Genomic DNA, 26,798 nt, shown 5'->3' on the forward strand with positions numbered 1-26,798 from the left:
CGTTATAAGGGCCAATAATTTGCTGTCTAAAAACATTGGCTCTAAAAAATGTCGTTAATGTAAACTGGTTATGAATATTATATGTTTTGTTGGTAACAGGCTGATTATATATTTTTGTGCTGGTTAATCCGCTTGGTGTGGGGCATGTGTGCGTAAACTCATAAACGATTGCTCAAGTCGCTCATGGTATCAGTCAAAATATTGTTATTATCAATGTGTCCTCAAACAAATAGTGAATATTTTCATGATGCTCTCTGCTCAGTTGCATTATCTTTCGCTTGCATTGTAAATGCCTGAAAGGTGATTGAATGGCTTTTAAAGGCAATGATAATCGACACGTTAAAGCAATATGATTAATGACTTAGGCTACTGTATTTTTATGTATTAAACGTTATGATACGCCTAGGTTAAATAATGGTTAAAGGACTAACATGTACCGCTTACTTCTCATCCTCTTAAGTGTGGGAACACTTATCTCTTGCGCTTCTACATCGACTAAACCAATCCCAGCCATAAGCCCGCTAGAGCTTCAGCGTGGTAATGAACAACTGCGTTTAGCTGAGTCATACTACAATGATAACCAGCCTGAAAAAGCATTAGCGCTTTACCAACAACTGGCTAAGCAAGGTCACCCAAGAGCTCAGGGCGAACTGGGATTGATTTACGATTTGGGCGCGTTAGGTGTTAAAGAAGATAATGCACTTGCGCTATTTTGGTATAAAGAAGCGGCGAAACAGAATGACCCACAATCTTTTGTTAATTTAGCGTCTTTTTACCGTGAAGGTGAGTTTGTTGATAAAAATCTCGATACCGCAGTGTCATATTACCAACAAGCAATTAATCAACAGTTTGCAATGGCAAGTTGTGAGTTAGGATTTCTTTATTTAGACGAAGCTGAGTATCAAGATCTTGATAAAGCAAAGCATCATTTTCAAATGGGCGCAGATGCAGAGCTGGTAGATTGTTATTTGGGTTTGGCTTATCTCTACCACTTTGAAATCAAGGATATGCCACAAGCTTTCAAATGGTATAAATTAGCTGCCGATAATGACTCAGCAACAGCTCAATATGACCTTGCATTGATGTATTTTAATGGTACTGGAGTAGATAAAAACCCTAAGCTTGGCCACGAATATTTGGCCATTGCAGTTGAGCAAGATTATCCACTGGCTGTGGGATATTTGGCTCAAATATATGATTTTGGTTGGGGTGTTGCTGAAAATAAATTAGCGGCTGTTGAGCTTTACCATAAAGCGGCAGAGTTGGGTGATGCTGACTCTCAAGTCAATTTAGGCTTACTGTATGAAGAAGGTGAGCTGGTTCCTGAAGATATTAATACCGCGTTGCAACTTTATACTTTGGCAGCCGATCAAGGTCATCCCATTGCGCTCAATAATATTGCTGCTATTTATTTACGCGGTGACAAAGTCGAGCGAGATTTAAAAATTGCACTGCCATTGTTTTACCAAGCTGCGGCAATGGGTAACCCCAATGCATTAACCAATTTAGGTACCATGTCGCGCCTTGGCAATGGTGTTGAACAAGACGAAAAACAAGGGTTTTTATACTACAAACAAGCCGCCGATTTAGGTTTTACGCCTGCGTATTTTCAATTAGGTCAAAGTTATCACCTTGGGGTTGGCACAGAAAAAAACGATGAATTAGCCTTACCTTACTTGTTAGAGTCTACTGAATACGATGAAAGTGCGGCTTTTTATATCGGCATCATTTACTCAAAAAGCCCTTCTGTTACGCCTGATTTTGATAAGGCTATTTCATATTTTGAAAAGGCGTATGAGTTAGGCCGTCAAGATGCAGCCTCGTACTTAGGCTGGATTTATGAAACAAAAAGCCCAGCGCATCATGATATTAAAAAAGCCGTTTATTGGTATCAACAAGGCCTTTCAAACTCATATTCTTGCTTGAGGTTGGCTCGATTATATTTACAAGGTAAAGGCGTGCCCCAAAATATCGATAAGGGGTTAGCGCTGTATCATGAGTACGCCAAAATAAAAAAATTCGATATTGATGAGCTTCTTGGCAACTTATATTTTTTTGGTGAAGTTGTCGAACAAGATTATCAAAAAGCCCTTTTTCACTATGAGAAGGCCGTCGCCAATAATCAAAGTCAAGCCGCCAATAACTTGGGCGAAATGTACCGTTTAGGCCACGGTGTGACTCAAGATATTCACCACGCGATTTCACTTTATGAGGCCTCTACTGAGTGGGGGGGCGTGGTATCCATGGCAAATTTAGGTGAAATTTATTTAAACGCTGAAGGTGTTGCAGTTGATCGTGATCTTGGTATGAGTTGGTTAACTAAAGCGGCAGAGCGAGGGCAAAATGATGCTCAATATCTTTTGGGGCAAGCTTTAATTGCCGACCAACAACAAGCTTTAGGTACAAGGTGGATTAAAAAAAGCGCAGAAGCGGGCAATAAAAAAGCCATACAATACCTAACTGAACATCAATAAATACAAATTGACCATTTAATTGGAGTGTTAAATGAGATTGCGCGGAACGTCAAAAACCAAAGCGTCTAAGTACAATTCGACTGTTGGCTTGTTTATTAGCATTGGTATGTTGCTTGTTGTGTTTATGGCATTTGATTTCTCTGAGATGCATGGTGCGGGTAAAGTGTTTATGGTTTTTTGGGTGGGTGGTGTTTGTGCTCAAGTTTATCAATCTTACCGAAACTCTATATTTTCAAATAAAAGTCTGCATCATGAAGAGACGGATCATGATTTACAGCTCGAAGATGTTCAGCATCGTCCGTCTGTAAACGTTAAAAAAGGTAACGATTACGCTGTAAGGTTACGAGATTTGGAGCAACTATATCTTGATGGTTTACTGACCACCGCAGAGTATGAGGCTAAAAGAAAAGATATTTTGGACGAAGATTGGGGCCGTTAATTTATACTCAGTATCGGCTGATTAATGTTGAGTCAACTGGAGCCTAGCATAGGTTTTGCTTTAGTTAAGGTGATGGAGATAGGCGTGAGAGTGTTGAATATTTTTTTTAGTGGTGTGTTCATACTGATGTCATCGTCTGTAATAGCGTTTGAATCACCTGTCCGCGATATCAGTGAGATTATTTCGAAAGAAGAGTTTTTGTCTTATTACAATGTGGCTGATTTTATTGAGCACTCGCCTAAAGTGACTGAGTTTGTGGCGCCTGAAGCTGATGATATAAAACAATATGGCAGTGATGTGATGAAGACGCTAACAGGATCTGATTGTGATCGAGACGGTAAAATGGACAGCAACTCAGAATGTAATGCAGTGTTTTATAAATTGTGGATGAAGTACCAACGCTAGTGTTCGCTATATCACTACTCCACAGGAGTTAATAAATCATTTTGCATGGCTTGTACATCAAATTGCGCTAAGCCCTGATTGACAATGTCGCACCACTTTTTACCTTCCTGAGTATTATTAAACGTGACGTGCAAGGTTTTATCTTGCACGATTTTTGGGTTCACTTGTAATAATGGGGCGACCTTAGCAATTTGTGGATCAGACTTTAGATATTCGAACACGTTAACGTCCATAATGATCGTATCGATTCGGCCTGCGGCCAGCTTTAAAATATTTTGTTTTTCATCAATACCTGTCTCAAATTTTTGGCTACCATTGGCAATCATTTCGTCTATTTCAACGGTATTGATATAACCCTTCAGTACCCCTAATTCATATTGATTTAAATCACTGACCTTGTCCCAAATAATCGGATTACTCTTACGCTCTATCAGTACGAGAGGGCTGGCACCTATGGGGTCTGAAAACAATAACTCGCTAGAGGGATTATAGTAAGTGGGGTAATAACCTACGACTTGGCCTGTTTTTACTGTTCGGGAGGCTCGGTTCCAGGGCAAAACACCTATCGCGAGCGTGTGACCTTGATAACTCAATGCTTGAGTAATGACTTGACTGTTGATGCCATGCTGGGGGAGAGTGCTGCCAGTAAAAGGAGGCCATTCTATGGTGGAAAGCTCGAGCGTATCGGCGTTTATTCCTGCAGGTATACACATTGCCACCATAAAGCACACGCACAGTGTTCGTATTTTTTTCGGTAACGCATCCATCATTCTTATCATCAATCCTTAGTCAGCTCATTTGCAGTACATCTTAGGGCCTGTTGATCTTTCAAAGTTGTTTTGCAGCGAATTGTTATCCATTACTCACATTTACAACTGCACGGCAGAGACTTTGAAGTGTCGTTATTCTACATAAAAAGTCGACAACGCAGTAAAAATGACTAACAAACGCTGCTAGAAGGGATCGGTTAAGAACGTGTTAACTCGAACAACATTCAACCAGCAAAGATCAACAAACCTCAGTATAGGCATAAATCTACCTCAGTTTGCATTCTTTATACGGAGTGATCAACGGTTTAATCCAATGGCTATTTTGACTTTTTAAAATAACACCAGCTTAAATAAAATAGTTGGAGTAAAAGCTTAAAACAGGTTTTTAAATCCCTCACCAGTTGACCATTACCTATAGCTGCCTACAGATAAAAGCGCTCGCCTATGCTGGTTTTATATCCTTTAGTTAATTCAAACAACGGGCGGTTTTGTTGGCCTGAAACAAGGTTTTCTTACTTCCTATAAAGACTTGCAATGTTTTTTATCTGCTCTATGTTGAGTGCGGAGTTGTAAAAAAATGCATGGATGCGTTAACAAAAATATAAATAATCGCTAACAGTAAACTTGATGCTGTTGCAGATAAAAAAAGAGGACAACCCATGAAAAAATCGATGTTGTTGCTGTTGGCTGGTTTATTCAGTTGTGCAGCACAAGCGGCAGTGAGTGGCTATCCAGTCGTATTGGTGCATGGCTTTCAGCCGGATAACTTACAAAGCAAACCTACTGGGGCACAGGTGAGCAATAATGGTGCTGATTATTGGGCACAATACTGGCGCGATAGAGCTGACGAACGTATCGACTGGCCATCACAAGAACGGGTCGCCGATAAGATCACTAGCCAATATGTTTGGCCAAAACTGCAACAAATGTCGCGTGACGGCACCTGTGCTAATGGCTGTGTATTTGTGAGCCATTCAACGGGTGACTTGGTGACTCGATATATTATCGATAACCAAGCATTATGGTTACAAAATGCAGGCTTACAGCCGCTTAATATTGTGGCAACGTTCGACTTTGCAGGTGCTGGCGGTGGTGTTGAGCTAGCTGACTTAGCGGTCAATGTAGCTAATGGTTCTGGTTTAATTAACTCGACGGTCAAACTCGCGGTGTCGTTATGGCTTGGCGCTACACCAACATCATCTAACATTGGGGTGTTAAATGATTTACGGGTAAATACCGCGCGTCAATTGGCATCGTTTCCTGATAGCCGAGTACCACGCTTACGCTTTGCTGGCGCAGGTTCTGACTTTTTAGGCACGACAGGGGCTTTTTTACCGGGAGAAGATGACGGTGTTGTTGCAAGTCACTCAAGCTGTGGTGCAGCCTCTGCCAGCAGTTATAACAGTTGTTCGCGCAGTGTTGCATTTGATGGCAAGTTAACCTCGGTTAGTGGTCCAAGTGCATTTATGCCTTACCATTATCCGATGTTGATGAGTGAAGGCTACAGCCACAATGACACCATTGGCAGCAGTGCTAAAGATGAAGTGACTACCGCTAATAATAGCTCGGCTTACTTAAATGGTGACAACATAAAGTTTACAACCTATGACGAAAAACGTGGCTGGTGGATCTTCAGCTCGCGTTATAGAGTGGTGAGTAACTCTAGTCGAACCAGCATGTCGTCATTGGTTTACCAGACTGCAAATTAGTCCTAACTCAATGCGGATTTAGCTATTATGAAGCATAAAAAAATTATCAGTATTGTTGCCCTGCTTGGTGGATGTGCAGGATATTGGTATCTCTTGTCTGAGCCGGCTCCCACGCTGGCTCAGGCAGTTGTTCCAAACCAACAAACTCAAGTCGCGACTCATCAATCCAGTGTGGTAAAGCCGATGAAGCCTAAGCAAGCTACTGTAAAAGAAACCGTACCTGAGACAGTGAGCGAGCGCTTTTCAATGCTCGCTAAAGCTTATGCTCAAGAGCTTTCTTTGCCCGCATATTCGGTGCCGCTTGGGGTAGAGGATGTTCATTTGTTGAACCCTAATCGTTATGTGCCACAGCCAGTGATGCTAGAGGGCGGCGCAAGTGCGAGTATTGTTATGCCTAAATATCGCTTTAGCTTTCCTGAACCAGTCACGGTGACGTTAGAGGTTAGTGGACTAACGGTTAGTGGTGTTAGCGCCTCGATTAATAGTGAAACCGATGCCAGTCAGGAGTTGGTTGAAGGTGAGATGTTAGGGCAAAACGGGCGCTGGACAGTGCAACTCGATGCCACAGAAGAATGGGATGGCCCGATGTCGGTCAATGTTACCTTTAGCGCTAAAGGTAAAAAGCAGACCTTAACGACGGGCATTGAATATAGCTACCCAACAGCGACGATTACCGGTGTCGGTGAGGTGCGGGCTGAGGGGAGTGATATGTTAATTCCTCTAAAGCTAACGGTCGAAAAAGCCGGTTATTATCGTGTAAGAGCCAATTTATATACTACAAATCAGCAGCCTGTGGCACTGTTAACCGCCTCTGAAAAGTTGTCTGATGGTGAGGTTGAAATGGAGCTCAAGGCCTACAAAGGTGTTCTGCCTAAACAAGATGGAGAGTTTACTTTAGGGAGTTTTGTGTTGGAGCGCCGTCCCGCTATACCTGGCGAGTTAACGCGTTATGGTCGCAGTAACGAGGCTAGCTATGAGTTAGGGGGATTTGCAGTTGATCAATTATCTGACGAGACTTGGCAGCCTGACGAACAAGAGATGCAGCGTTTAGAGTTTTTGCAAAAAATGGCCAATGAATAAGTGTTATCAAACTGGCTGGGTTAATATCAGCTAACCTTGCAAAAACACCCAGCGAAAAATCATATTTTGGCAGGTGCAGTTCTCTTTTGTGTAAATGCCATTTTTTATCTTCTTTTTCATGGGATTGGTGTGTACATTTTTTAAACAGGTTTATACTCAATTTACCGTCAAATTAATTGATTTACCAACAAGAGTTTATGACGGAAATTGGGAGGCTACATGTTTTTAGATTACTTTGCGCTTGGTGTGTTGTTTTTTGTCATTATATTTATTTTTTACGGCATCATTGCCATCCACGATATTCCCTATGAGATTGCCAAAAAACGCAATCACCCCCAACAAGATGCCTTGCATATTGCTGGTTGGGTTAGTTTGTTTACCTTGCATGCCATTTGGCCATTTTTATGGATATGGGCCACCTTATATCGTGAAGATAGAGGTTGGGGGTTTAGTGATTCTCGCAAACGTGAATTAATACTAGAAGGAGAGGTTAAAGAGTTAATTCAGCATGTGAGCGCGTTAAACGAACGCTTAACAGCGTTAGAGCAACCCGTCGCAGTGGGCAAACCGCCCCAATCAGACGATAAACCACAAGAGGCATAATCATGGACTTATTACTCATACTGACTTATGCCGCCATTTGTATCGCGATTTTTAAATTCTTTAAGATCCCATTAACTAAATGGACCGTGCCGACAGCCATTCTTGGCGGTATCGTATTAATCGGTACTTTATTAATGTTGATGAATTATAACCACCCCTACACCCGTTATGCCCGAGAATACTTTGTCACTATCCCTATTGTGCCTGCCGTTAAAGGATTAGTGACAGAGGTGAATGTAAAAGCTAATTCGCCGATTAAAAAGGGCGATGTGCTGTTCAAAATTGACCCCACACCTTATCTTGCGGTGGTAAAACAAAAACAGGCTGCGTTAAAAGAGGCTGAGCTACAAGTGCCGCAACTTGAAGCCGCATTTAACATTGCGACAGCAAAAGTAGAGCAGGCCACAGCAGATAAAAACCGCACAGAGTCAGCATATAAACGTTATGAAGAGGGCCATAAAAAGGGTGGGCGTAACTCGCCTTTTACTGAATTAGAGCTCGATAACCGTCGGCAATTGTTTGTTTCTGCATCTGCACAGCTTAATGCGGCAAGCGCAGAAGCCTTACGTACTCGTTTAGCTTATGAGTCTAACCTTGATGGCGTAAATACTAAGGTTGCCGGGCTTCAAGCTGATTTAGCAAAAGCTGAGTATGACTTAGCTCAAACCGTAGTGAGAGCGCCGTCTGATGGGGTTGTGACACAACTTGCACTCCGCGAAGGTGCCATGGCTGTGCCGTTACCCTTACGTCCTGCGTTGACTTTTATCCCAGCAGAAACCCGTTATTTTGCTGGTGCTTTTTGGCAAAACTCACTATTAAGGCTAAAAGAAGGTGATGAGGCTGAAGTGATTATAGATGCAATGCCAGGGCGAGTGTTTAAGGGCAAAGTGTCTAAAATTTTACCTGCAATGGCTGAAGGTGAGTTGCAATTTAGTGGCAATTTACAATCGTCTAATATGTTGTTTCAGCGGGGGCGAGTCTTAGTGTTAATTGAGATAGAAGATGATGCTTTAAGAGAGTCGTTGCCTGCTGGTGTTGCTGGGCAGGTGGCCGTATATACCGATCACTTTAGCCATGTAGCGGTTATGCGTAAAGTCTTGTTAAGAATGCAAGGCTGGTTAAATTACCTGTTTGGCGAAGGCCATTAATGCGTATAAAAATACATTTTGCGTTAATCTGTATCTTTATAGCACTTTATTGCGGCCGCCATGCTTGGCGCTATATAACGCTTTATCTGCACGACAAAACAGCTCGTTCATTGAGGTGTCACCCTCAGTGAGTGAGCTACATCCAATCGACACAGTAATCTTAATTCCCGTGCTGGTTTGCGACACATAAAATGGATGCTGAGCAATTTTAGCTCGAATACGCTCGGCAATCAGCTTAGCCTCGTCTTGAGCTGTCATTGGTAAAATGGCGGTAAATTCTTCTCCCCCAATCCTTGATAACGAGTCTGATTGGCGCAATAATTTATTACAGGTTTGGGCAAATTCTTTGAGTATCTGGTCTCCGCCTATATGGCCGTAGCTGTCATTAATTGCTTTAAAATAATCTATGTCGATCACCAGCAGAGAGAGTGGTTGATTAAACCGAATGGCACGGGCGCATTCTTGTTTAGCTATTTGATTGTAAGCTCGGCGGTTGTGTACGCCGGTGAGTTGATCGGTATTGACGAGGTTTTCAATATGTTGATGGGCTTCTTCTAAGGCTTTTTGGGCATTTTTTAATTGGGTAATATCAACACCCATAATGACGGTATTACCACTGTCGAGATTAATTCTGGTCATTTTAAACCAGCGGCCATCTGTTAAGTCGGTTTCATATTGATTAAGCGCTTTGTCTGCATGCAGCTGATGCAGATTTGCAAGCCATTGCTCAAAATTGTCGGTGTTGATAATAACGCCTTGTTTGGTTTCCCAAGCGTTGCGTAATAAATCGGCCGACTTTTTGCCCGTTGCATTCTGTACAGTAGTACCAAATATGCTGGCAAAATGTTGATTGCAATATATTACTTCCTTGTCACTGTTGATTATCCCTAAGCAGTTGGGCGTAATTTCTATTGCTTCTAGAAAAATAGCTTCCAAATTAGCAGGTATACTTTTGGGCATAGAATACTCAAGGATATGAAGATGTATATTGACAATTATAAGTCAAATTGTTCACTTTTTGTTAACAACTAGTAGGTTGGTATAGTATTACTTTTCACAGAGCATTGTTTACGACTGTTTTTATTCACTTTTTAAAGGACATGATATGAATAAATTAATTGTCATGTCAGTCTTTAGGATGATGCAGGGTGTCGTTTGGGGTATAAAAAAGCCCGACTACTATGACAATAGTCGGGCTTGTTAAGTTATTAATTAAACTTACTTGGCATATTAATTACATACTCGTGAGCTTACTTTTAAGATCGTTTGGCTTCATTGGTAACTTGCGTAAACGCACGCCAACCGCATTATAAATTGCGTTGGCAATGGCTGGTGCTACGGGTGTTACAGCTGGCTCACCTAATCCTGAAGGTGGTTGAGTGCTTGGAATAAACTCAATTTTTATCTCAGGGGTTTGGTAAATGCGTAATGGCGTATAAGTACTAAAGTTTGAGTCTTTATATTGACCATTGAGTAGCTCGGTACCTTCATGGATTGCCATAGATAAGCCCCATAAAGCGGCACCCTGACACTGTGCTTCTGCGCCATTAGGGTCAACAATAATCCCAGCATCAATCGCGATATACAGTTTTTGTACATCAATGCTGCCACGGTCTTTGTCTACGTGTACTTGAACGGCACAAGCCACCCAAGTGGGCATATCGCGTTCTTGACCAAAGGTAGAGGCAATGCCTAAACCGGTGTTTTCGGCTTGTGGTTTACCCCATTCAATCATTTCAGCGACTTTCTTAAGCACGACAGCCTGACGTGCAGCGCCACCAGCAGCAACAGGTGTCGTACCTGCATTTCGGCCTTCTGCGATGAGCATGTCTAGCCGGAATTGCAGTGGATCTTTACCAGCATGATGCGCGGCTTCGTCCATAAAGCTTTCAACTGCCCAACCAGTCCAACCTGGTCCCACTGAACGTAACCAACCTGGTCTAAAGGTGGCAATGGCTAAGTCGTTAGACACCGCACGTACTTTTTGTGCGCCTACGCTGTACCAGTGATCGGCTCCTGCAATTGAGAATGGATCAAATGGCTGACCATTGATTCCTTTAGGCATAAAGCCGGGTGCTAATACCTGTGTTGGCCAACCTGCTGTAGCGTGATGTTCCATGGCGGTCACCGCTTTGTTGCCATCGAACGCCATTTTTAATTGCTGTACTGAAGCTGAGCGCGCACTATCGAATTGCATATCTTGCGGACGCATCATCACCATTTTAACGGGCTTACCGCCTAATGCTTTAGAGGTTAATGCCGCAGGAATGGTGTAGTCGCCGTTGAGTCTGCGGCCAAAACCGCCGCCTAACATGTAGCTACGGATAACAATGTTGGCTTCATCTTCTGCAAGCGCTGTCGCTAGCACAGGCAGAGTGAGTGATTGCCACTGACAGCCAGAATGGATTTCCCATACACCATCTGGATTTTTAAATACCAAGGCATTTAACGGCTCCATTTGTGCATGTAGCACTGTGCTGGTGATGTATTCTTCGGCAATAGTGCTTTTTGCACTGGCAAAAGCAGGCTCTGTTTCAACATTCCCCGTGTCTAAAATACCGCCTTTGCTGGCGTCGTTGAGTAAGGTTTTACCGTGAGCAATAATGTCTGCTTCAGATACATTAGCGGTTTCACCTGCATCCCAGGTTACTTTGACCAGCTTGGAGGCTTTTTGTGCGGCAAAAAAGCTGCTGGCAATAACCATTAACCAACCCGGTACACTGCCACTGGCATCATCTAACACGATAGTTTGTTGATAGCCTTTAACCGCTTTGGCGGCTGAATCGTCAAACTTGACCACTTTTGAGCCATAACGGGTAGGCGGTAAAATAGGGTTGGCGTACACCATGCCATCGACTTTGGCGTCGATACCAAATACGGTTGTACCTTTAGTTTTGTTGGCGATATCAAGTGAGGTGACTTGTTGGCCAACTAATTTAAGATCGGCATTGGGTTTAAGCGGCAGTTGCTTGAGTTCTTCTTCGGTAAATTGGCGGCTTAGGCCCATTTTGACCAACTCACCAAACGATAATTCGCCTTTACTGGACACGATTTTACCGTTACTGGCTTTACAATCAGCAGGTGCAATGCCCCATTTTTTAGCGGCAGCTTCAATTAATGCTGTACGACCGGCAGCGCCTGCCTGGCGGTACACCGGCCAGCTTTGAGAAATAGACCAACTACCACCCGTGACCATGTAACCCCAACGAGGGTCGCTGTCTACATGGATAATTTCAATATCATCCCACGATGCCTCAAGCTCATCTGCTAAAATACGCGCAATAGCCGTACCCACATGTTGGCCCATTTCAGAGCGCATAATGTTGACTTTAATTTTGCCTGCGGTGTCGATTGAGTACCATAAAGACGGTTCATAAATATCGCCTTCAGTTGGCAATACTTTACCGTCTGGGCTGGCAGGATCCATGGCAGCCATTAAGTGGCGCGGAAAGCCAAAGCTAACGCCAACCGCTGTCATGGCAATTAAAAAACCGCGGCGAGTCATGCCAACCGATCCACGTTTAGGCAGTCTGCTCATCGTTACTCTCCTTGATTGAGTTTGCAGCTTCATGAATGGCACTACGGATACGCACGTAGGTCATACAGCGACATAAGTTTCCGCCCATTACCGCGTCAATATCTTTGTCGGTCGGTGCTGGGTTGTCTTTTAATAATGCGGCCGCTTGCATAATTTGGCCTGATTGGCAGTAACCACATTGTGGTACTTGCAGTTTTTGCCAGGAGATTTGTAAAGGATGATCGCCGTTTTCAGATAGGCCTTCAATCGTGGTGATCTCAGCCCCTTCAACTGACGATATAGGGGTAATACATGAACGTGTTGCTTGACCGCCAATATGAACGGTACATGCGCCGCAGGTACCAATACCACAACCAAACTTAGTGCCGGTCATGTTGAGTTCATCGCGGATCACCCACAAAAGCGGGGTGTCGCTTTCTACGTCGGCAGTCATCGGTTTGCCGTTTAAAATAAATTTTGCCATTGGTCACTTCTCCAGTGAATTAATGCTCTAACTTGGGCTTGATAACGATCTCGCCCATTTTTTAGTTTTGGCTAGGTGTTTCCCCAGCTGATTGACACTCAATACATCATGAAACCGCTCATCGCAATACGATGGGACGCCATGGCGGTTGTTAGCTCTATCGAGTATTTCGGTATTAAGGGGAGTTGGGTCATCTCAATGCGCCGTATTGGACATGTCAGTGTTGCTTGGTATTTAACTCACTGATCATTAATGCAATCTAGCGCGACCAAGGTGTTACTTGGTTAGATAAACTTTGATGAGTCATGACTGTGCTTGGCTGAGTGAAAAGATATATCATGGGTTGCCAAACCGTTATCATTGTTAAACCTAAAAAAACGGCTCTACATACGTTGTTCACGATGCGAGATAGCCTAATAGGTCGCCTTATTTTTTACATATAAAATGCAATTTATAAGGAATACCTCATCGTACGCTCCTTGTTCGAATCTCTGTTTTTTTACTTGGTTAATATTTAAGCCTAAGCAATGTCTATTGCTTTGTAAAGAAATCAATTACCAGCACATTAGCCATTAATTGTACCGTAAGCTAAAAGTGGAATGCATGAGATTCTTTATCGTAATTTGTACGTTAATTGTTTGTTTAATAATTAGTATTTTATTTCAGTTCTGTTGCGGTTAGCGTATTGCTCTGTCACGTTACCGCTAAATTGAACAGCTAATCAATTTAAGCATTATCGACATTCATGGCCGATAACGCTATTCGATGTTGGTCTAGCGTTATAACGTAAAGTTCGGCATGATTTTCTGCTTGTATTTAATGCTGATATTTATAATAATGAATGAAAACTATTATCATTTGCATTTGCGGGTTAGATCATTATGGAACTCATCAGCGTTTCTTCTTTATGGTTAGGGTGTTTGTTTGCTTATTTAGCCTCAGACAAACAACAACTTCTTAGCCTACCGTTTCCTAAACTACTCGCCTGGAGCTTAGGGTGTGCAGCCATGTTATTTGCTGTTTGGGGTTTTAGTCATACCTACAGTGTGCTGGTGTCTTGTTTGTTAGTGATCATTTGTGTCATGACCATGTGGATAATGATGGTGTTGTTAGCTGCACACTTTAAGGGGCGTAGTATGTGGGTGAGCTCATTAGGTTTTGCCTTATTTGTCAGTATTATGCTTGTTGGTGTTAAGTAAGACTCGGTAAGGTTAATCAAATGTGGTTTAAGTCTTTTGCAGCCTTTGTTTGGGGGTTATTACTGGCCGTCTGCTTAGCGTTGTTGCTTTTTCGTTTGTTGCCCTTTGCGGCAGATACCAAATTATTTGTCGGAATGATGCTGGGTTTTTGCTTATGGGTGGCCGTGATGATTTATTGTTACAGCCGAAATAATGCCAAAGCGGCCAGTATGGTATGTGGCAAGTGGTTTGTTGTAAGCGCTATTGCCAATGTGTTGTTGTTTTATATTCCTGTTTATTAATGAAGTCTTCAATGAATCCTCGCATTACCTCACCGCATAAAGTGATTAAAAACCTGGTCGAAGCCCACAGTTGGCTTGGGCTGATCATTTCGCCATTGTTGTTTATCGTATTTTGGGCGGGTGCGATTACGCTGTTCCATGACGAAGTGGCGCAATGGGCAATTACGCCGCATCATCCGGTGCAAAGCAGTCAGCAAGATTTGCCACTTGGTAGCCTAGTTAAACAAAAAATGGCTGAATATCCTGTTGCTGAAGAGGGGCGCTTTAGGATAAACATGCCCACTGCATTAGTGCCTTACTATATTTTTTATCTCGAAGTAGTTGACCCAACAACTGACAGCGGACGCCAGTCTTTTCCGATCTTGGTTGACCCTAAAACCGGTGAAACGGTAGCCGGTAAAGATGACTTTTTGTTGTCGCAATTTATCTATCGATTACATTACAACCTTCATTTACCTGGTGGAAGTTACCTCATCGGGATTGTCACATTAGTGTTTTTGTTTGCCCTGGTGTCTGGGGTGTTTATTCATGCGCGTAAACTGTTTAAGCATTTTTTTCAGTATCGAATAGATAAGCAGCGGCGCGATCATTTATTGGATTTACATACTGTGGTGGGCGTCATGTCGCTACCGTTTACATTAATGTATGCCTTAAGTGGATTAGTGCTCAATTTAGCCATTGTGTTTCAATTGGCATTTGCGACGTTTATTTATCAGGGCGATCAACAAGCCTTGTTTAATGATGCGGGTTTTAAGCGGGTGGTTGAGCCGCGCAGTAAAACCCCGATGGCAATGGACAATGCGTTTACCTTGATTGAGCAAACCAAACAACAAGCCAATTTTGAGTTACGCAATGTGATTTTTCATCATTACGGCGCTGACAATGCATTAGTACAAGTGCGTGGCACTGATACTGCCAGTTTTGCCCAGCGTGACGAAGTGACTTATCGTGTCGCCAACGGTGCCGTGGTCGATAAGGTTAATGCCGAGCAATACAACGTATTTCGTCAGGGGCGTGATGTGTTAGTGACATTGCATTTTGGTGATTTTGCCGGCATGGATGTGCGCATTTTATACTTTATTTTAGCGATGGCGGTCAGTGCAATGATTGTTGCAGGCAATATGCTGTGGATTAATCAACGTTGTGCACAGCGCCATTCTTCGCCACGCAGCATTGCCATTGCAAGCACCATCACTATTGGAGGATGTGGCGGCATTATTGTCGCTACCGCTGTTGGGTTTTTATGCGAGCGACTATTGCCTGCCACCTTAACGGCTCGCGGTGACTGGCTTGTAAGCTGTTTTGTCGTGGCTTTGTTAGCGACCATGTTAGTGAGTATTAACATTGGCAATATTAAACGTCATATTAGCCGCTTATTACTGCTTACCAGTGCGCTGTTATTCACAACATTGATAGCCGATTGGCTGATGTTTGCCGAGCAAATGATCACTCTGTGGCAAAATGGCTTTACTGCGGTGATTGGGGTGCAAGTGGCAATGGTCTTTATGGCGGTTATTGGTGTGTATAGTGCGCTAAAGCTAAAAGATGCAAAGCCGATGGCGACTACTGATAACCTGAGCAATCCACTTGTGAATTAACAGCTTAAGTGCCTGCAATATCATTATTGCAGGCATCTCGAGTGTTGATATTAAGGCAAATCAAACAGTAATGAAGTAGACTGGTCGTCTAGTTCATTTTTAAAAGTGATAGTGTGTCGCTCAGTCATTTTTGCACCATCACCGGCCGCGAGTCTTTGCGACTCGACCATTAGCTCACCTGCGACTTGATGCACATACACTTTTCGCCCGGCGGCAATGGTGTACGTTAGCTGTGAATGCGGCGCTAAAATCAGTTGTGACAGGGTGGCATTTTGCTTTATGTGCAGGGTGCCATTTTCACCTGTTGGCGTGGCAATGGGGGTTAATCCAACTGCCTGGCCAAAGTTTTTTTGCTGATACCCCGGCGTATTACCTAAGGTATTGGGTTGGATCCAAATCTGTAAAAAGGTTAATGGATCGGTTTTAGATGCATTGTATTCACTGTGCGTAATGCCGCTGCCGGCAGACATAAGCTGGAACTCACCAGCGGGTAACACTTCAACATTACCTTCACTGTCTTTATGGGCTATTGAGCCTTGCAGCACATAGCTGATGATTTCCATGTCGCGGTGACCGTGAGTGGCAAAGCCTGCACCGGGGGCGACGCTGTCATCGTTAATGACTCGCAGGGCTGAAAAGCCCATGTGATCAGGGTCATAATAACTCCCAAATGAGAAGCTGTGTTTGCTGTCTAACCAACCAAAATTGGCGGTGCCGCGCTCGTTTGCTGGGCGTAAAATGATCATGATGTACTCCTAACGCTTAATGTAGCTTGATACCAATCAGATGTGTGTTTGGATCTGATTGGTATTATCGAAATGTAGGTTTGCTCATTAGCACTGAAATTACTTAACCTGAGCTCGGGATAAGGGATGAACTTATACTATTTAAAATCAACATGTTACCCATTCTCACTTTCAAGCTTGTCATTTGTTCTGCTAACAAGGCGAATTGACGCGTCAATAGCTAGCCTATTGTAAGTTGATTCAACGCAGTGAGCAGGGCAAAGGACTGTTTGAAAGGCATTTGTTATCCCGAGCTCAGGTTACTTAGCCAATCGACGGGTTAACGCGTTGTCTAGCGCGACTTTACCTGAGCCTGATAACGCCAATGACACACTGGCGGCTAATAATGCCAAAGCGAACTCATAACCGTTGTTAGACATAAACAAGCCGTTACTTAAGTGCACACTAGCAATGGCAATCACCATGGTAAAAGCCAATACAACAGCGGCTGGGCGAGTCAGTAAACCGAGTAAAATAAATAAGCCACCAAAGAACTCAGCGCTACCTGCCATAAAGGCCATTAGCACACCTGGTTCCATACCAATGGATGCCATCCATTGCCCAGTGCCTTCTAAACCGTAACCGCCAAACCAACCAAATAATTTTTGGGCGCCGTGGGCCATAAAAATAATCCCTACCGGCACACGCAATGCCAATGTGTTAACGCCTGCAGTAGAGTGGGTAATGCGTTTAACGAGTGCTTTCATGGTATTTATCCTCAATATTTTTAAACTATTCTGTGATGACTGATAAAGGCTTATTCAGTCTTTCTCAGCGATTGATAATGAGTATATTGAGACTTGATTGGATAAAAAATCGGAATAAACTGAGGTAATAGTTCAAATTTTTTGAATAGGGATAATTTTATGCACCATGCGATTACCATCGATGCACTACGGGCCTTGGACGCCATTGAGCGCAAGGGTAGTTTTGCTGCAGCGGCGGCATCACTGTACCGCGTGCCGTCAGCATTAACCTACACAATCAAAAAACTTGAAGACGACATGGGTACGGCGTTGTTTGACCGTAGCAAACAACGGGCACAGCTCACCCCAGCGGGTAAATTAGTGTTAGAGCATGGTCGCGATATTTTGTTGGCCACTAATCGCTTGATTGACTCTGTGCAGCAGTTAGAGTCGGGCTGGGAAAGTGAAATTAGATTGTCGCGCGATACGGTTATTCCGCAAGCACCGTTGTTTCAGTTAATCGAGCAATTTAATCAGCTCGAACACTCAGTAGATATTAGTATCGATGTGGAAGCCGTTGGGGGTGGCTGGGATGCACTGCACAGTCGCCGCGCCGACATTGTGATTGGCGCTTCAGGCGAATTACCTCGAGGTGTATTTCAAACCCATAAAATAGGCGAGATTGAATTTGTATTTGCAGTGGCGCCACATCATCCATTGGCATTTGTTGATGGCATATTAGAAGCCGACAAACTTACCGAATATGCCTCGGTTGTGGTGGCCGATACCGCGCAAGTATTACCGACACGCAGCAGTGGTCTGTTTAAAAGCAAGCAAGTGATTAAAGTGAACACCATGGAAACCAAAATAGCGGCCCAGCGCCAAGGTTTGGGGATTGGTTTTTTACCGCGGCACATGGTGCAGTGCTATTTTGACAGTGGTGAGCTAATTGAAAAACAATGCTCAATTCCACGGCCTAACCAGAGCTTGTATCTTGCTTGGCATAAAGATCATCAAGGCCGCGGCTTTGAATGGTTTATTGAGCATTTGCCTAAGATTGATTGGGGCTTGAGTTAGGTAGTGCTGAAAAATATTCAGATGTATGCACAGAGTTAAGTTAGATAATTTTTAACCGATTTTTCGATAGTTTTAAATTTGTGGAATTATGAATTTCAGAGTGGGAAGAGTTAGTTTTCAAAATTTAAATTAAGGATAACTTTATCACGTAGAGTCATCTTATTTAGAGTCAACCCACCCTTCAAAATGGGGAATATTTAGAAGCAATTATTTGTATACTTTAGTAAAGTAAAAAAATCACAATGACCATGGAAGGTACTGCCCAGATGCTTTACGAACCAACCCAATATCAAATAATCACAATATTATTGATTATTTTTACCACTCTAACCCTTTTTTTTATTTATTCCAATTCAAAAAAGCGTGCACAAATTACTAATGAAATTGGGCGTATAGAGAAATTACTTGAAAAAAAATCTGTCGCAGAAATCGTTAGCGATCTGAATAAGTCGTTTCAAGATGTTCAACAGAAAAAATCTGCAGGTCAATCCATTTTTCAACAGTTAACAGAATCATTACGATATAACGAAGATAGACTAGCGTTTATTGATGCAGGGTTATTACCACCAGCCTTTAAATTTGATGACACTGAGTTATTAAAAGAGCAGATCAATCAATGCAGAGAGCGACAATTGATTTTGATATTACGAGGAGATGCAACAACGGCTTATTCAAATTGGACTTGGGATGGTAGCAAGAGTAAAGGTACAGAAATGGTTGTAGCCTACCAAAACTTGTTGCTTAAAGCGTTTAATGCTGAGTTCGATGTAATTAGAAAGCAAATGCGCCACTCTACATATGAAACGGCTCGCAAGAAATTACAAAGACTTGAAGAGCAATTAGCAAAGCTTGGTGAAACAACGAATGTTTGTATTTCGGATGAATACGTCGATCTTAAAGTGCATGAGCTACTTACTTGGCACAAAGAGTTAGAGCACAAAGAAGAATTGAGCCAACAAAAGAAAGCCCAACAAGCTCTTTTACGTGAACAGGCCAAACAATCAGGCCAAGATACAGAAGATCTTGAGGACGAGATTTATTATCGTAAATCTGATTTGAAAAAAGCCAAAATGCTTGCTCTCAAAATGCATGGTGCTAATGCAGTTGATATGGGGCTCAAGATTAGCAAAATGCAAAAGGAAATTGAGAGAATAGAAGCTAAGTTTGAAAGAGCTACTTCACAAGCTCAAATAACTAGAGTGGGTTATATCTATGTGATATCTAACATTGGTAGTTTTGGTGAGGGCGTTGTTAAGATTGGCATGACACGCCGACTTGAGCCCATGGATAGGGTAATCGAATTGGGCGACGCTAGTGTACCTTTTCGGTTTGATGTTCACACTTTAACGTTTGTCGATGACGCGCCTCGAATAGAAAGATTGCTTCATCAAAAATTTAACGGCAAGCGTGTAAATGTTGAAAACTATCGAAAAGAATTCTTCAAGGCCACACCACAAGAAGTATCAAATGCCATGAAAGATCTTGGTATCGAATGTGATTGGTACTTTGATGTAGAAGCTAAGGAATACAGAGAAAGCATATTAATACGAGAGGCTATTAAACAAGAACATTCGTCAGTTAACACTGTGTCTAGCAAAATGCCTGAATTTATCTAAAGGAATAGAATTATGTATATTGTTATCGCTATATCCTTATTTTTATTCATATCTACATATTTCTTATTTAATTCGCGGTCAAAATTAAATGAAGTGATCTTGAAACATTCAACATTACAAAAGATTTATGAACCAGCTGCACTTGAAGAAAAAAAACTCTTAGAACTTTCAAATGAGTATAGTGAACTGCAATCTAGCTATCAGACTAAACTAGTAGAATTGAGACAAAGCGAAATTCGTTTATCTCAATACTATTTAGGGGTTGGTACTACTGATTCAGTCGCATACAGTCACTTGGTTAGCAGCGAAGATGTTGATGATATTGAGCTTCGGCTGGCTGATGTTAAAGACTCGCTAAAACGTTTAGTCAGTAACAAGGAAGCTTGTGTATGTAAAATGGGAAATAATGTTGTTGTTAATGGCAGGAGGTCTGAAGCCAAAAAGCTGATTAACCGAGAAATAAAATTACGTCTTCGTTGTTTAGACAATGAGTTTAAAGCTGCCGCAGCGATGGTGGATTGGAATAATATCAACCGGTTTATAGATAGAGCCAGAGATAAATTCAATGAGATTAATTGTTCAGGCACAATTGTTGAAACTTACCTCAAAAGTGAGTATCTAGAGCTAAAAATAGAAGAACTAAGGTTATCATACGAGCTAAACCAAGCTAAACAAGACATCAAAGAATATGAAAGAGCAGAAGCCCAATTAAAACGTGAAGCCGAACGTGAAGATAAACGAATTCAATTGGCAGCGTTGAACGCTGAAAAAGAACGTAAATTGATGGAAAAACTAGTGGCTGAAGAATTGGCTAAACTAGAATCTGGTGCAGAAGAACAAAAAGCATTGTATGAGCTTCATAAACAACAGCTAAATGAGTTAATAGAAAAAGAAAAGAGAGCCGTATCTTTAGCTCAAACTACACGTGCAGGTTACGTATACATCATCTCAAATAAGGCATCATTTGGGGGGGGAGTGGTTAAAATAGGTATGACTCGTCGTGCCGATCCAAATGAGCGTGTCAAAGAACTCGGAGATGCGTCGGTCCCTGAATTGTTTGATGTCCATGCATTTGTATTTACTGATGACGCCCCTACATTAGAAAAATACCTACACAATAAGTTTGCTGGGCAGCGTGTGAATATGGTTAATGGTCGTAAAGAGTTTTTCTACGCTGACCCGAATGATGTATTACGTGAATTATCTGATTATGATGGGAAATTCGAATTAGAGGTTTTTGACGAAGCAAGCTAATCAAGAATTAACCCCGCATCAGTCTGAAACATGAAATAAGCTGCTTAGCTCAATACTAAGCAGCTTATACGTTAAACTGATTTTGCTTTTTTGTAAGGCTTATCTTTAGCTAACTCGCTTTGTTGTAGGCTACTTGAGCGAAGTTCATCTATTATGCCGTTGCCTGAGATACTGCAGTGCTATTGGTTTTATTGTCTAGCGAGCCACTGTAGCGGGTTAACGCTAATGCCAATAATACAATCACCGCGCCAACCCATGGGGTATGCATTAAGCCGGCTTGTTCAACAATTATCCCTCCGCCCCAAGCGCCCAGTGCAATCCCCACATTAAATGCGGCAATATTGAGGCCAGAGGCTACATCCACTGCGTTAGGGGTGTGCACTTGTGCCAGTTTTACCACATACACTTGTAAGCCTGGCACATTACCAAATGCAAATGCGCCCCACACCAAAATGGTAATAACCGCTGCAATAGGGTTAACCGCAGTAAAGTTAAATACCACTAAAATAGCGGCTAAACCGATAAAGATAATACTCAGCGCTTTGATTGGGCCTAACTTGTCGGCCATTTTACCGCCCCAAATATTACCGATAGCTACTGACACGCCGTAAACCAACATGATTAGGCCAATCGCATGAGATTCAAAGCCAGACACTTGCTCTAAAATGGGGGCTAAAAATGTAAACGCGACAAAGGTGCCGCCGTAGCCTAATGCGGTAATGGCATACACTAATAATAATCGTGGCTGAGTTAATACCTTAAGTTGCGCTGATATTTTGGTGGCCGCAGGTTGTTGTAAATTGTTTGGTACCAATAAACTGCTGCCTATCAATGCAATTAAGCCTAGCAGTGCTACCGTTAAAAAGGTGGCTTGCCAGCCAAATGTTTGGCCAATATAGGTGCCCAATGGCACACCTGTCACCAATGCGACGGTTAAGCCGGTAAACATAATCGCAATGGCGCTGGCGGCTTTTTCTTTGGGCACTAACCCGGTCGCAATGGTTGAGCCAATAGAGAAAAACACCCCGTGAGCCAACCCGGTAATAATGCGCGCGGCAATTAAGGTTTCATAGCCTGGAGCTTGCCAGGCTAATACATTGCCTGCCACAAATAATGCCATTACGGTTAATAACACATGTTTACGATTCCATTTACCTGTCAGTGCGGTTAATACTGGTGCGCCAATGGCGACACCTAGGGCATACAAGCTGACGAGTAAGCCTGCTGAGGGCAATGAAACATTAAGGTCGTGTGCCATGGTGGGCAGTAATCCCACAATGACAAATTCGGTGGTACCGATGGCAAAGGCGCTTAGCGTCAATGCGAGTAGGGCTAACGGCATGATGTGTTCCTCGGTGTTAATAATATGGATGGGTGTTGCTTAATGCTGGCTATTATTCACGGTAAGTGTGTTGTAAAAAATAGTGTCTTTAGCAAATGACTTTTGTGTAAAATGAAAGTAATTGAACCGTGCATTAACCCGAGGTGTGTATGCTGACTCGCTCAGATGATCTTGATATTTTATTAACTGTGGTCGACAGTGGCGGCTTTTCTGCGGCGGCTGATACGTTAAATATCCAAGTGGCTCGCGTATCGCGAGCCGTCAGTAAAATCGAGCAGCAACTCGGGGTGACCATATTAAACCGCACCACTCGGCGTATTGAACTGACCGACGAAGGCAGGCAATTTGTTGAATCGGTAAGAACGGGCTTACTGCAATTACAACGGGCAGAAGACGAGTTAGTTAAGCGAGGTGAGTTACCGCAAGGGCGATTGCGTGTCGATGCAGCAAGCCCATTTGTGTTTCATCAACTGGTACCGCTCATGCATGATTTTAGGCAAGCGTATCCAGACATTATGCTCGAGCTCACTTCAAACGAGGGGTATGTCGACTTATTGGAAAAACGCACCGATGTCGCCATTCGTATCGGTAAATTAAACGACTCTACCTTGTACGCCAGACCATTAGGCAAGAGTGCCTTACACATCGTCGCCTCGCCAGCCTACATTGCTCGCCGAGGTGCGCCGCAAAAAGTGGCTGACCTAAGCGGCCATGAGTTACTCGGTTTTACCGAGCCAAAAGCGCTTAACCGGTGGCCGTTAAAAGGCTGCGAGGAGGTGATGCCAAACATACGTTGCAGCAATGGTGAAACGCTGCGCCAATTGGCATTAAGCGGTAATGGTATTGCGTGTTTGTCGGGTTTTATGATTAACGACGATTTAGCCGCTGGGCGATTAATCACCTTGCTTAATCATGACAAAATGAATGTCACCGATCGCGAGCAAGTAAATGCAATGTATTACAAATCATCTACTGTGGCGCGCCGTATTTCAGCTTTTATTGAGTTTATTCAGCCCAGATTAACCTTGTAATACCATTGCGCGTTAGTAAGTGATTTCTCAGCGAGAATTTAAAAGGGCTTAAACAAGGCGAATGACTGAATGAATAGTGATTCTCTTTCGAAGTCATGCAACGCAGTGTAAGCCCTTTTAAAACTCGCCTAAAAGGAATGCCCCAGCCGCTTTTGCTTTACGTTCTCGCTATTTGAAAGGGAACAACCATGACTACATAGCGACGCCTTAATCAAAAACCGCTGGATGCATTCTGAGTGGTCACTTATTAATGCGCAATGGTGTAATCATGGACCGTAAATTAACATCAGTTTACTTATCGATACAGAGGATGCGTAGTTTACTGATTGGTGATATTGTGGCGTTTGTGAATTTCTCTCTATCTTAGCCGATGACATCATGATTAAACATTTAATGGATTATCTGCGCTTAGTGTTGTTTGTTTGTGGCGTATTGATTGGTATTCAAGTTCCTGGTTTTGTCGATCAATATGGTCAACGCTTAGAAGCACATCAGCTAGAAGCCAAGCAAAGTTTGGCCGAATTTCAACACGATGCCGACCGCTTTTTTGCGGGTGATATCAGCAAGCTTATTCGCCATTATCGTCAAAATAACGATCCGGTTTTCAGTGCCGGTGGTGAAAGCATTGAGTCGATTTATCAACGTTATGTGGCGCTAACCGACGCATTAACGCGCTTTCGTCAACACAGTTACAGCCCATATCAGCAGTTGATTTTTGCACCGCAAACAGACATTCAAGCTGAAGTGTGGAAAAACTATTCGCATGTGATTTTATTAAAGCCCGAAGCCATTGCCATCGGCATGTTACTTGGGCTGTTGATCGCCATTTTATGTGAGTCAGTATTATCTATTTTGTATGTAGGCTGCCGTAAAGTATTGGCGCCCAAATAACCTATTTATTCACCCTAAGGAAATATGATTATGATCGCTAAAGGACAATCTCTACCAAAAGCTACATTAAGCCAACTGACAAAAGACGGTATGGTGAACCACGATGTAACAGAATTATTCGCGGGTAAAAAAGTGGTATTATTTGCCGTACCAGGTGCCTTTACGCCAACCTGTTCAGAAGCTCACTTACCTGGCTTTGTGGTACAGGCCGATGAGTTTAAAGCCAAAGGTGTTGACCTTATCGCGTGCGTGTCGGTAAACGATGCATTTGTCATGAAAGCATGGGGCGAAGCGCAAAATGCCTCAGAATTAATGATGCTAGCCGACGGCGATGCCAGCTTTACTAAAGCGCTCGGCCTAGAAATGGACACAGCAGGTTTTGGCGGTATTCGTTCACAACGTTACGCGATGATTATCGACAACGGCGTAGTGACATTATTGAATGTTGAAGCGCCAAAATCATTTGAAGTGAGCACTGCAGAAGCGGAAAGTGGCTTTACGCTTTGGTTGTGCCAATTCCGAGGTTTTGTTCAATATTGTCAACGCTGTTGCTCACTTCAAGTGCGATGGTTTCACTTTGTTTAAAAGCATCTTTTGCGCGTTGCATTAAGCTGTCCATTGCCGCGACAAACTCATCAAGATAATGCACTTGCTGCTTAGCGTGTTCGCTGCCTTGGTTGGCGCTGTTGGCCATTGCACTGGCTTGTTGTTGTACCTGCTTGGCCACCGTGAGCAGGCTTTGGGCGCGTACCTTTTGTTGTTCAGACGCGGCGCTAATGTCATTTACACTGGTGCTTAGTGCTGTGTTAGACGTGGTGAGCTGAGTTAATATCGCCATAATATCTTTGAGCGACAAGCCGCTTCAATGGCCGCATTTAAGGCCAATAAATTGGTTTGGTCGGCAATATTACCAATCACATCCACAATTTTAGCGGCATCATTCACCGAAGTGCTCAGTTGATTAAGTGAGTGATTACATTGGTTTACCGTTGCCAACGTATGTTCGGTTGCTGTTAATACGCCCTGAGCTTCATGCTGGCTGGCTAACATGTCTGTCATGGTTTGTTGGGCACGGTCGGTTAATTCACTAGACGACTGGTTTACTTGGTTGGCTAATCCAATTAAATCAGTGGTTTGTCCCTGAGCTTGTTGTACCACATCTTGAGTTTTTTGAGTGCTGTTAGACAGCGAACCAATACGTGACACTAACTCACTTAATGATTGCGACACCACAGCCATATTGTGTTTTTGCTGCTCGTCTTCTTGCTCAAACCGCTGTAATAATCGATTAAAATGCGCGGCAATTTGGCCGGTTTCACATTGGCTGGTGACAGCTAAAGGTTCACGTTGATTGGATTCGCTCAGCATTGAAAAGGCTCGATTTAAGCGCCTTAGCGGCGTGACAACACGGCGCTGCTGCAAAATAAGGTAACAAACGGCAAATAACGCCAGCACGCCGACCATGCCATACAATAACCACTGCAAGTTGAGCTTTAATTGCTGGTCTGTTTGGTTTTGTATCTCGGCTAGGGCAATCAGTTGTTGCTCTACCTGGCTGGTGGCATTAATCAGCGCAGTTTGTACCGCCTGATTTTCGTTAAGCATGACCTCAGTGTTGCTGACTTCTTTGCTGTAGCGCTGGCTTAAGCTCAGCAGTTCTGCTCGAGGCGTTTCGCCAATTTCGATTTGCTCTGGCTCATCGTTACCTAAAGCAAACTCGTCGACTTCTTCAGTGCGATAAATGCCCAGTAAAGGCAGTTGTTGTAATTGGTCGTGCCAGGTGTTTAACGCGCCAATGGTAAACGTGACGCTATTGCTAACTCGCGTATCTTTATCAATTAATAGGGCTTGAGTGAGCTGCGATAACTGATACACCATGCTGGGTAATTCTGTGCTGAGGGCAAGATATTGTTGTGCCACGCTATTATCTTGCGGCGCCGATTGTGCGTAACGGCTTAAACTGCGGCTGTAACTGAGCATCTGTGATTCTGCAAACGCCAATAATTGACGCGGATTACCAGCTAACTTACCCGCAGCGCGATATTTTGTGTCTAAATCTTGTGTGAGCTGCACCATTAATTGGGTTAGCGAGGCGCTGTCGAGTTGTGGATGGGCTTGTTGTAGTGCACTGATACTGTCGGTAATGTTATTGATATCTGTGCGGGCTTGCTCGAGATAATTGCTTTGGCCTGTTTGCAAATATTTATCGATATTACGGCGTACATCATATTGAAATGTATGCTGAATACGTTGCAAATTTTGGTTGAGTTGCTCACTCACTTGCCGCTGCTGATTACTCCACAGCACGGTGGCAGCTAGTGAAGCAGCGAGGATCAGTAGTAACGCCGATGCGCCCAACGATAAGGTTGATATTTTCATTCAATAAAAACTCAAGCAATTTCCATTGTG

General features: G+C 43.1%; 22 protein-coding genes and 2 pseudogenes. 16 read left to right on the top strand and 8 right to left on the bottom strand.

What is annotated here, in order from left to right; all coding sequences use genetic code 11:
• Positions 1 to 431 precede the first annotated feature (431 nt).
• Genes PQR79_RS17135 through PQR79_RS17145 form a run of 3 tightly spaced genes read left to right on the top strand, consistent with a single transcriptional unit; the run spans position 432 to position 3,318 of the window.
• Positions 432 to 2,474, top strand: a complete 2,043-nt coding sequence (locus PQR79_RS17135; protein ID WP_238104841.1) for an SEL1-like repeat protein — start codon at positions 432 to 434, stop codon at positions 2,472 to 2,474.
• A gap of 31 nt (positions 2,475 to 2,505) precedes the next feature.
• Positions 2,506 to 2,913 (top strand): SHOCT domain-containing protein, encoded by a 408-nt coding sequence (locus PQR79_RS17140; protein WP_238104838.1) that lies wholly within the window; start codon positions 2,506 to 2,508, stop codon positions 2,911 to 2,913.
• 24 nt (positions 2,914 to 2,937) lie between these two features.
• Positions 2,938 to 3,318, top strand: coding sequence for a hypothetical protein (locus tag PQR79_RS17145; protein WP_238104836.1), 381 nt, complete (start codon positions 2,938 to 2,940; stop codon positions 3,316 to 3,318).
• A gap of 14 nt (positions 3,319 to 3,332) precedes the next feature.
• On the opposite strand, the gene PQR79_RS17150 is transcribed toward PQR79_RS17145, so the two are convergent.
• Positions 3,333 to 4,088, bottom strand: a complete 756-nt coding sequence (locus tag PQR79_RS17150) for a substrate-binding periplasmic protein (RefSeq protein WP_238104835.1) — start codon at positions 4,086 to 4,088, stop codon at positions 3,333 to 3,335.
• 659 nt (positions 4,089 to 4,747) lie between these two features.
• On the opposite strand from PQR79_RS17150, the gene PQR79_RS17155 reads away from it, so the two are divergent.
• The 4 genes from PQR79_RS17155 to PQR79_RS17170 all read left to right on the top strand — a co-directional run bounded on the left by PQR79_RS17155 (position 4,748) and on the right by PQR79_RS17170 (position 8,628).
• Positions 4,748 to 5,797, top strand: a complete 1,050-nt coding sequence (locus PQR79_RS17155; protein WP_238104833.1) for a hypothetical protein — start codon at positions 4,748 to 4,750, stop codon at positions 5,795 to 5,797.
• Positions 5,798 to 5,824: 27 nt separating this feature from the next.
• On the top strand, positions 5,825 to 6,877 hold the full coding sequence (locus tag PQR79_RS17160; RefSeq protein ID WP_238104831.1) for a hypothetical protein: 1,053 nt from the start codon (positions 5,825 to 5,827) through the stop codon (positions 6,875 to 6,877).
• Between the two features lie 219 nt (positions 6,878 to 7,096).
• Positions 7,097 to 7,480 (top strand): DUF3302 domain-containing protein, encoded by a 384-nt coding sequence (locus PQR79_RS17165; protein ID WP_188922846.1) that lies wholly within the window; start codon positions 7,097 to 7,099, stop codon positions 7,478 to 7,480.
• Between the two features lie 2 nt (positions 7,481 to 7,482).
• A complete protein-coding gene (locus tag PQR79_RS17170; RefSeq protein ID WP_238104829.1) occupies positions 7,483 to 8,628 on the top strand; it encodes an HlyD family secretion protein in 1,146 nt (381 codons plus the stop codon).
• A gap of 36 nt (positions 8,629 to 8,664) precedes the next feature.
• On the opposite strand, the gene PQR79_RS17175 is transcribed toward PQR79_RS17170, so the two are convergent.
• From PQR79_RS17175 to PQR79_RS17185, 3 genes are all read right to left on the bottom strand, one after another.
• Positions 8,665 to 9,588 carry a sensor domain-containing diguanylate cyclase gene (locus PQR79_RS17175; protein WP_238104826.1) on the bottom strand — a complete coding sequence of 308 codons (924 nt, stop codon included), beginning with the start codon at positions 9,586 to 9,588 and terminating at the stop codon, positions 8,665 to 8,667.
• Between the two features lie 274 nt (positions 9,589 to 9,862).
• The gene (locus PQR79_RS17180) at positions 9,863 to 12,166 is read right to left on the bottom strand and encodes a xanthine dehydrogenase family protein molybdopterin-binding subunit (RefSeq protein ID WP_238104824.1); all 2,304 of its coding nucleotides are present in this window, start codon (positions 12,164 to 12,166) and stop codon (positions 9,863 to 9,865) included.
• Entirely contained in the window at positions 12,150 to 12,629 is a 480-nt protein-coding gene (locus PQR79_RS17185) for a (2Fe-2S)-binding protein (RefSeq protein WP_238104822.1), read from the bottom strand. The genes PQR79_RS17180 and PQR79_RS17185 overlap by 17 nt, the downstream gene beginning before the upstream one ends.
• A gap of 881 nt (positions 12,630 to 13,510) precedes the next feature.
• On the opposite strand from PQR79_RS17185, the gene PQR79_RS17190 reads away from it, so the two are divergent.
• The 3 genes from PQR79_RS17190 to PQR79_RS17200 are packed head-to-tail and all read left to right on the top strand — an operon-like array spanning position 13,511 to position 15,707.
• On the top strand, positions 13,511 to 13,828 hold the full coding sequence (locus PQR79_RS17190; protein WP_238104820.1) for a hypothetical protein: 318 nt from the start codon (positions 13,511 to 13,513) through the stop codon (positions 13,826 to 13,828).
• Between the two features lie 20 nt (positions 13,829 to 13,848).
• Positions 13,849 to 14,109: a hypothetical protein gene (locus tag PQR79_RS17195; protein WP_238104818.1), complete on the top strand. Its 261-nt coding sequence runs from the start codon at positions 13,849 to 13,851 to the stop codon at positions 14,107 to 14,109.
• 11 nt (positions 14,110 to 14,120) lie between these two features.
• Positions 14,121 to 15,707: a PepSY-associated TM helix domain-containing protein gene (locus tag PQR79_RS17200; RefSeq protein ID WP_238104816.1), complete on the top strand. Its 1,587-nt coding sequence runs from the start codon at positions 14,121 to 14,123 to the stop codon at positions 15,705 to 15,707.
• Between the two features lie 50 nt (positions 15,708 to 15,757).
• Here the strand turns inward: PQR79_RS17200 and PQR79_RS17205 are convergent, their stop codons facing one another.
• Positions 15,758 to 16,453, bottom strand: a complete 696-nt coding sequence (locus PQR79_RS17205; RefSeq protein WP_238104814.1) for a pirin family protein — start codon at positions 16,451 to 16,453, stop codon at positions 15,758 to 15,760.
• Between the two features lie 299 nt (positions 16,454 to 16,752).
• On the bottom strand, positions 16,753 to 17,199 hold the full coding sequence (locus PQR79_RS17210; protein ID WP_238104812.1) for a DoxX family protein: 447 nt from the start codon (positions 17,197 to 17,199) through the stop codon (positions 16,753 to 16,755).
• 159 nt (positions 17,200 to 17,358) lie between these two features.
• Here PQR79_RS17210 and PQR79_RS17215 point away from each other — a divergent pair, with 159 nt between their 5' ends.
• From PQR79_RS17215 to PQR79_RS17225, 3 genes are all read left to right on the top strand, one after another.
• A complete protein-coding gene (locus tag PQR79_RS17215) occupies positions 17,359 to 18,255 on the top strand; it encodes a LysR family transcriptional regulator (protein WP_238104810.1) in 897 nt (298 codons plus the stop codon).
• Positions 18,256 to 18,497: 242 nt separating this feature from the next.
• A complete protein-coding gene (locus tag PQR79_RS17220) occupies positions 18,498 to 19,871 on the top strand; it encodes an SNIPE associated domain-containing protein (RefSeq protein ID WP_238104808.1) in 1,374 nt (457 codons plus the stop codon).
• Between the two features lie 12 nt (positions 19,872 to 19,883).
• Positions 19,884 to 21,125, top strand: a complete 1,242-nt coding sequence (locus PQR79_RS17225; protein ID WP_238104806.1) for a GIY-YIG nuclease family protein — start codon at positions 19,884 to 19,886, stop codon at positions 21,123 to 21,125.
• A gap of 151 nt (positions 21,126 to 21,276) precedes the next feature.
• Here PQR79_RS17225 and PQR79_RS17230 read toward each other — a convergent pair whose 3' ends face one another.
• Positions 21,277 to 22,467: an MFS transporter gene (locus PQR79_RS17230; protein ID WP_238104804.1), complete on the bottom strand. Its 1,191-nt coding sequence runs from the start codon at positions 22,465 to 22,467 to the stop codon at positions 21,277 to 21,279.
• Positions 22,468 to 22,616: 149 nt separating this feature from the next.
• Here PQR79_RS17230 and PQR79_RS17235 point away from each other — a divergent pair, with 149 nt between their 5' ends.
• From PQR79_RS17235 to PQR79_RS17245, 3 genes and pseudogenes are all read left to right on the top strand, one after another.
• On the top strand, positions 22,617 to 23,498 hold the full coding sequence (locus tag PQR79_RS17235; RefSeq protein ID WP_238104802.1) for a LysR family transcriptional regulator: 882 nt from the start codon (positions 22,617 to 22,619) through the stop codon (positions 23,496 to 23,498).
• A 378-nt stretch (positions 23,499 to 23,876) separates the two neighbouring features.
• Positions 23,877 to 24,389 carry a DUF2937 family protein gene (locus PQR79_RS17240; protein ID WP_238104800.1) on the top strand — a complete coding sequence of 171 codons (513 nt, stop codon included), beginning with the start codon at positions 23,877 to 23,879 and terminating at the stop codon, positions 24,387 to 24,389.
• Between the two features lie 30 nt (positions 24,390 to 24,419).
• Positions 24,420 to 24,872, top strand: a pseudogene (locus PQR79_RS17245) (peroxiredoxin); the annotation flags it as partial.
• A 13-nt stretch (positions 24,873 to 24,885) separates the two neighbouring features.
• On the opposite strand, the pseudogene PQR79_RS17250 reads toward PQR79_RS17245, so the two are convergent.
• Positions 24,886 to 26,768: pseudogene (locus PQR79_RS17250) on the bottom strand (methyl-accepting chemotaxis protein).
• Positions 26,769 to 26,798: the final 30 nt, after the last annotated feature.

Origin of the sequence: Shewanella metallivivens, from assembly GCF_028750675.1 — a bacterium.
GTDB classification, from domain to species: domain Bacteria; phylum Pseudomonadota; class Gammaproteobacteria; order Enterobacterales; family Shewanellaceae; genus Shewanella; species Shewanella metallivivens.

Coding starts and splice junctions, on each gene's coding strand:
- PQR79_RS17205 (WP_238104814.1), bottom strand. CDS start 16,453: ATGATCATTTTACGCCCAGCAAACGAGCGCGGCACCGCCAATTTTGGT.
- PQR79_RS17175 (WP_238104826.1), bottom strand. CDS start 9,588: ATGCCCAAAAGTATACCTGCTAATTTGGAAGCTATTTTTCTAGAAGCA.
- PQR79_RS17220 (WP_238104808.1), top strand. CDS start 18,498: ATGACCATGGAAGGTACTGCCCAGATGCTTTACGAACCAACCCAATAT.
- PQR79_RS17225 (WP_238104806.1), top strand. CDS start 19,884: ATGTATATTGTTATCGCTATATCCTTATTTTTATTCATATCTACATAT.
- PQR79_RS17185 (WP_238104822.1), bottom strand. CDS start 12,629: ATGGCAAAATTTATTTTAAACGGCAAACCGATGACTGCCGACGTAGAA.
- PQR79_RS17140 (WP_238104838.1), top strand. CDS start 2,506: ATGAGATTGCGCGGAACGTCAAAAACCAAAGCGTCTAAGTACAATTCG.
- PQR79_RS17240 (WP_238104800.1), top strand. CDS start 23,877: ATGATTAAACATTTAATGGATTATCTGCGCTTAGTGTTGTTTGTTTGT.
- PQR79_RS17230 (WP_238104804.1), bottom strand. CDS start 22,467: ATGCCGTTAGCCCTACTCGCATTGACGCTAAGCGCCTTTGCCATCGGT.
- PQR79_RS17180 (WP_238104824.1), bottom strand. CDS start 12,166: ATGAGCAGACTGCCTAAACGTGGATCGGTTGGCATGACTCGCCGCGGT.
- PQR79_RS17135 (WP_238104841.1), top strand. CDS start 432: ATGTACCGCTTACTTCTCATCCTCTTAAGTGTGGGAACACTTATCTCT.
- PQR79_RS17195 (WP_238104818.1), top strand. CDS start 13,849: ATGTGGTTTAAGTCTTTTGCAGCCTTTGTTTGGGGGTTATTACTGGCC.
- PQR79_RS17235 (WP_238104802.1), top strand. CDS start 22,617: ATGCTGACTCGCTCAGATGATCTTGATATTTTATTAACTGTGGTCGAC.
- PQR79_RS17170 (WP_238104829.1), top strand. CDS start 7,483: ATGGACTTATTACTCATACTGACTTATGCCGCCATTTGTATCGCGATT.
- PQR79_RS17165 (WP_188922846.1), top strand. CDS start 7,097: ATGTTTTTAGATTACTTTGCGCTTGGTGTGTTGTTTTTTGTCATTATA.
- PQR79_RS17210 (WP_238104812.1), bottom strand. CDS start 17,199: ATGAAAGCACTCGTTAAACGCATTACCCACTCTACTGCAGGCGTTAAC.
- PQR79_RS17215 (WP_238104810.1), top strand. CDS start 17,359: ATGCACCATGCGATTACCATCGATGCACTACGGGCCTTGGACGCCATT.
- PQR79_RS17155 (WP_238104833.1), top strand. CDS start 4,748: ATGAAAAAATCGATGTTGTTGCTGTTGGCTGGTTTATTCAGTTGTGCA.
- PQR79_RS17145 (WP_238104836.1), top strand. CDS start 2,938: ATGTTGAGTCAACTGGAGCCTAGCATAGGTTTTGCTTTAGTTAAGGTG.
- PQR79_RS17200 (WP_238104816.1), top strand. CDS start 14,121: ATGAATCCTCGCATTACCTCACCGCATAAAGTGATTAAAAACCTGGTC.
- PQR79_RS17190 (WP_238104820.1), top strand. CDS start 13,511: ATGGAACTCATCAGCGTTTCTTCTTTATGGTTAGGGTGTTTGTTTGCT.
- PQR79_RS17160 (WP_238104831.1), top strand. CDS start 5,825: ATGAAGCATAAAAAAATTATCAGTATTGTTGCCCTGCTTGGTGGATGT.
- PQR79_RS17150 (WP_238104835.1), bottom strand. CDS start 4,088: ATGATGGATGCGTTACCGAAAAAAATACGAACACTGTGCGTGTGCTTT.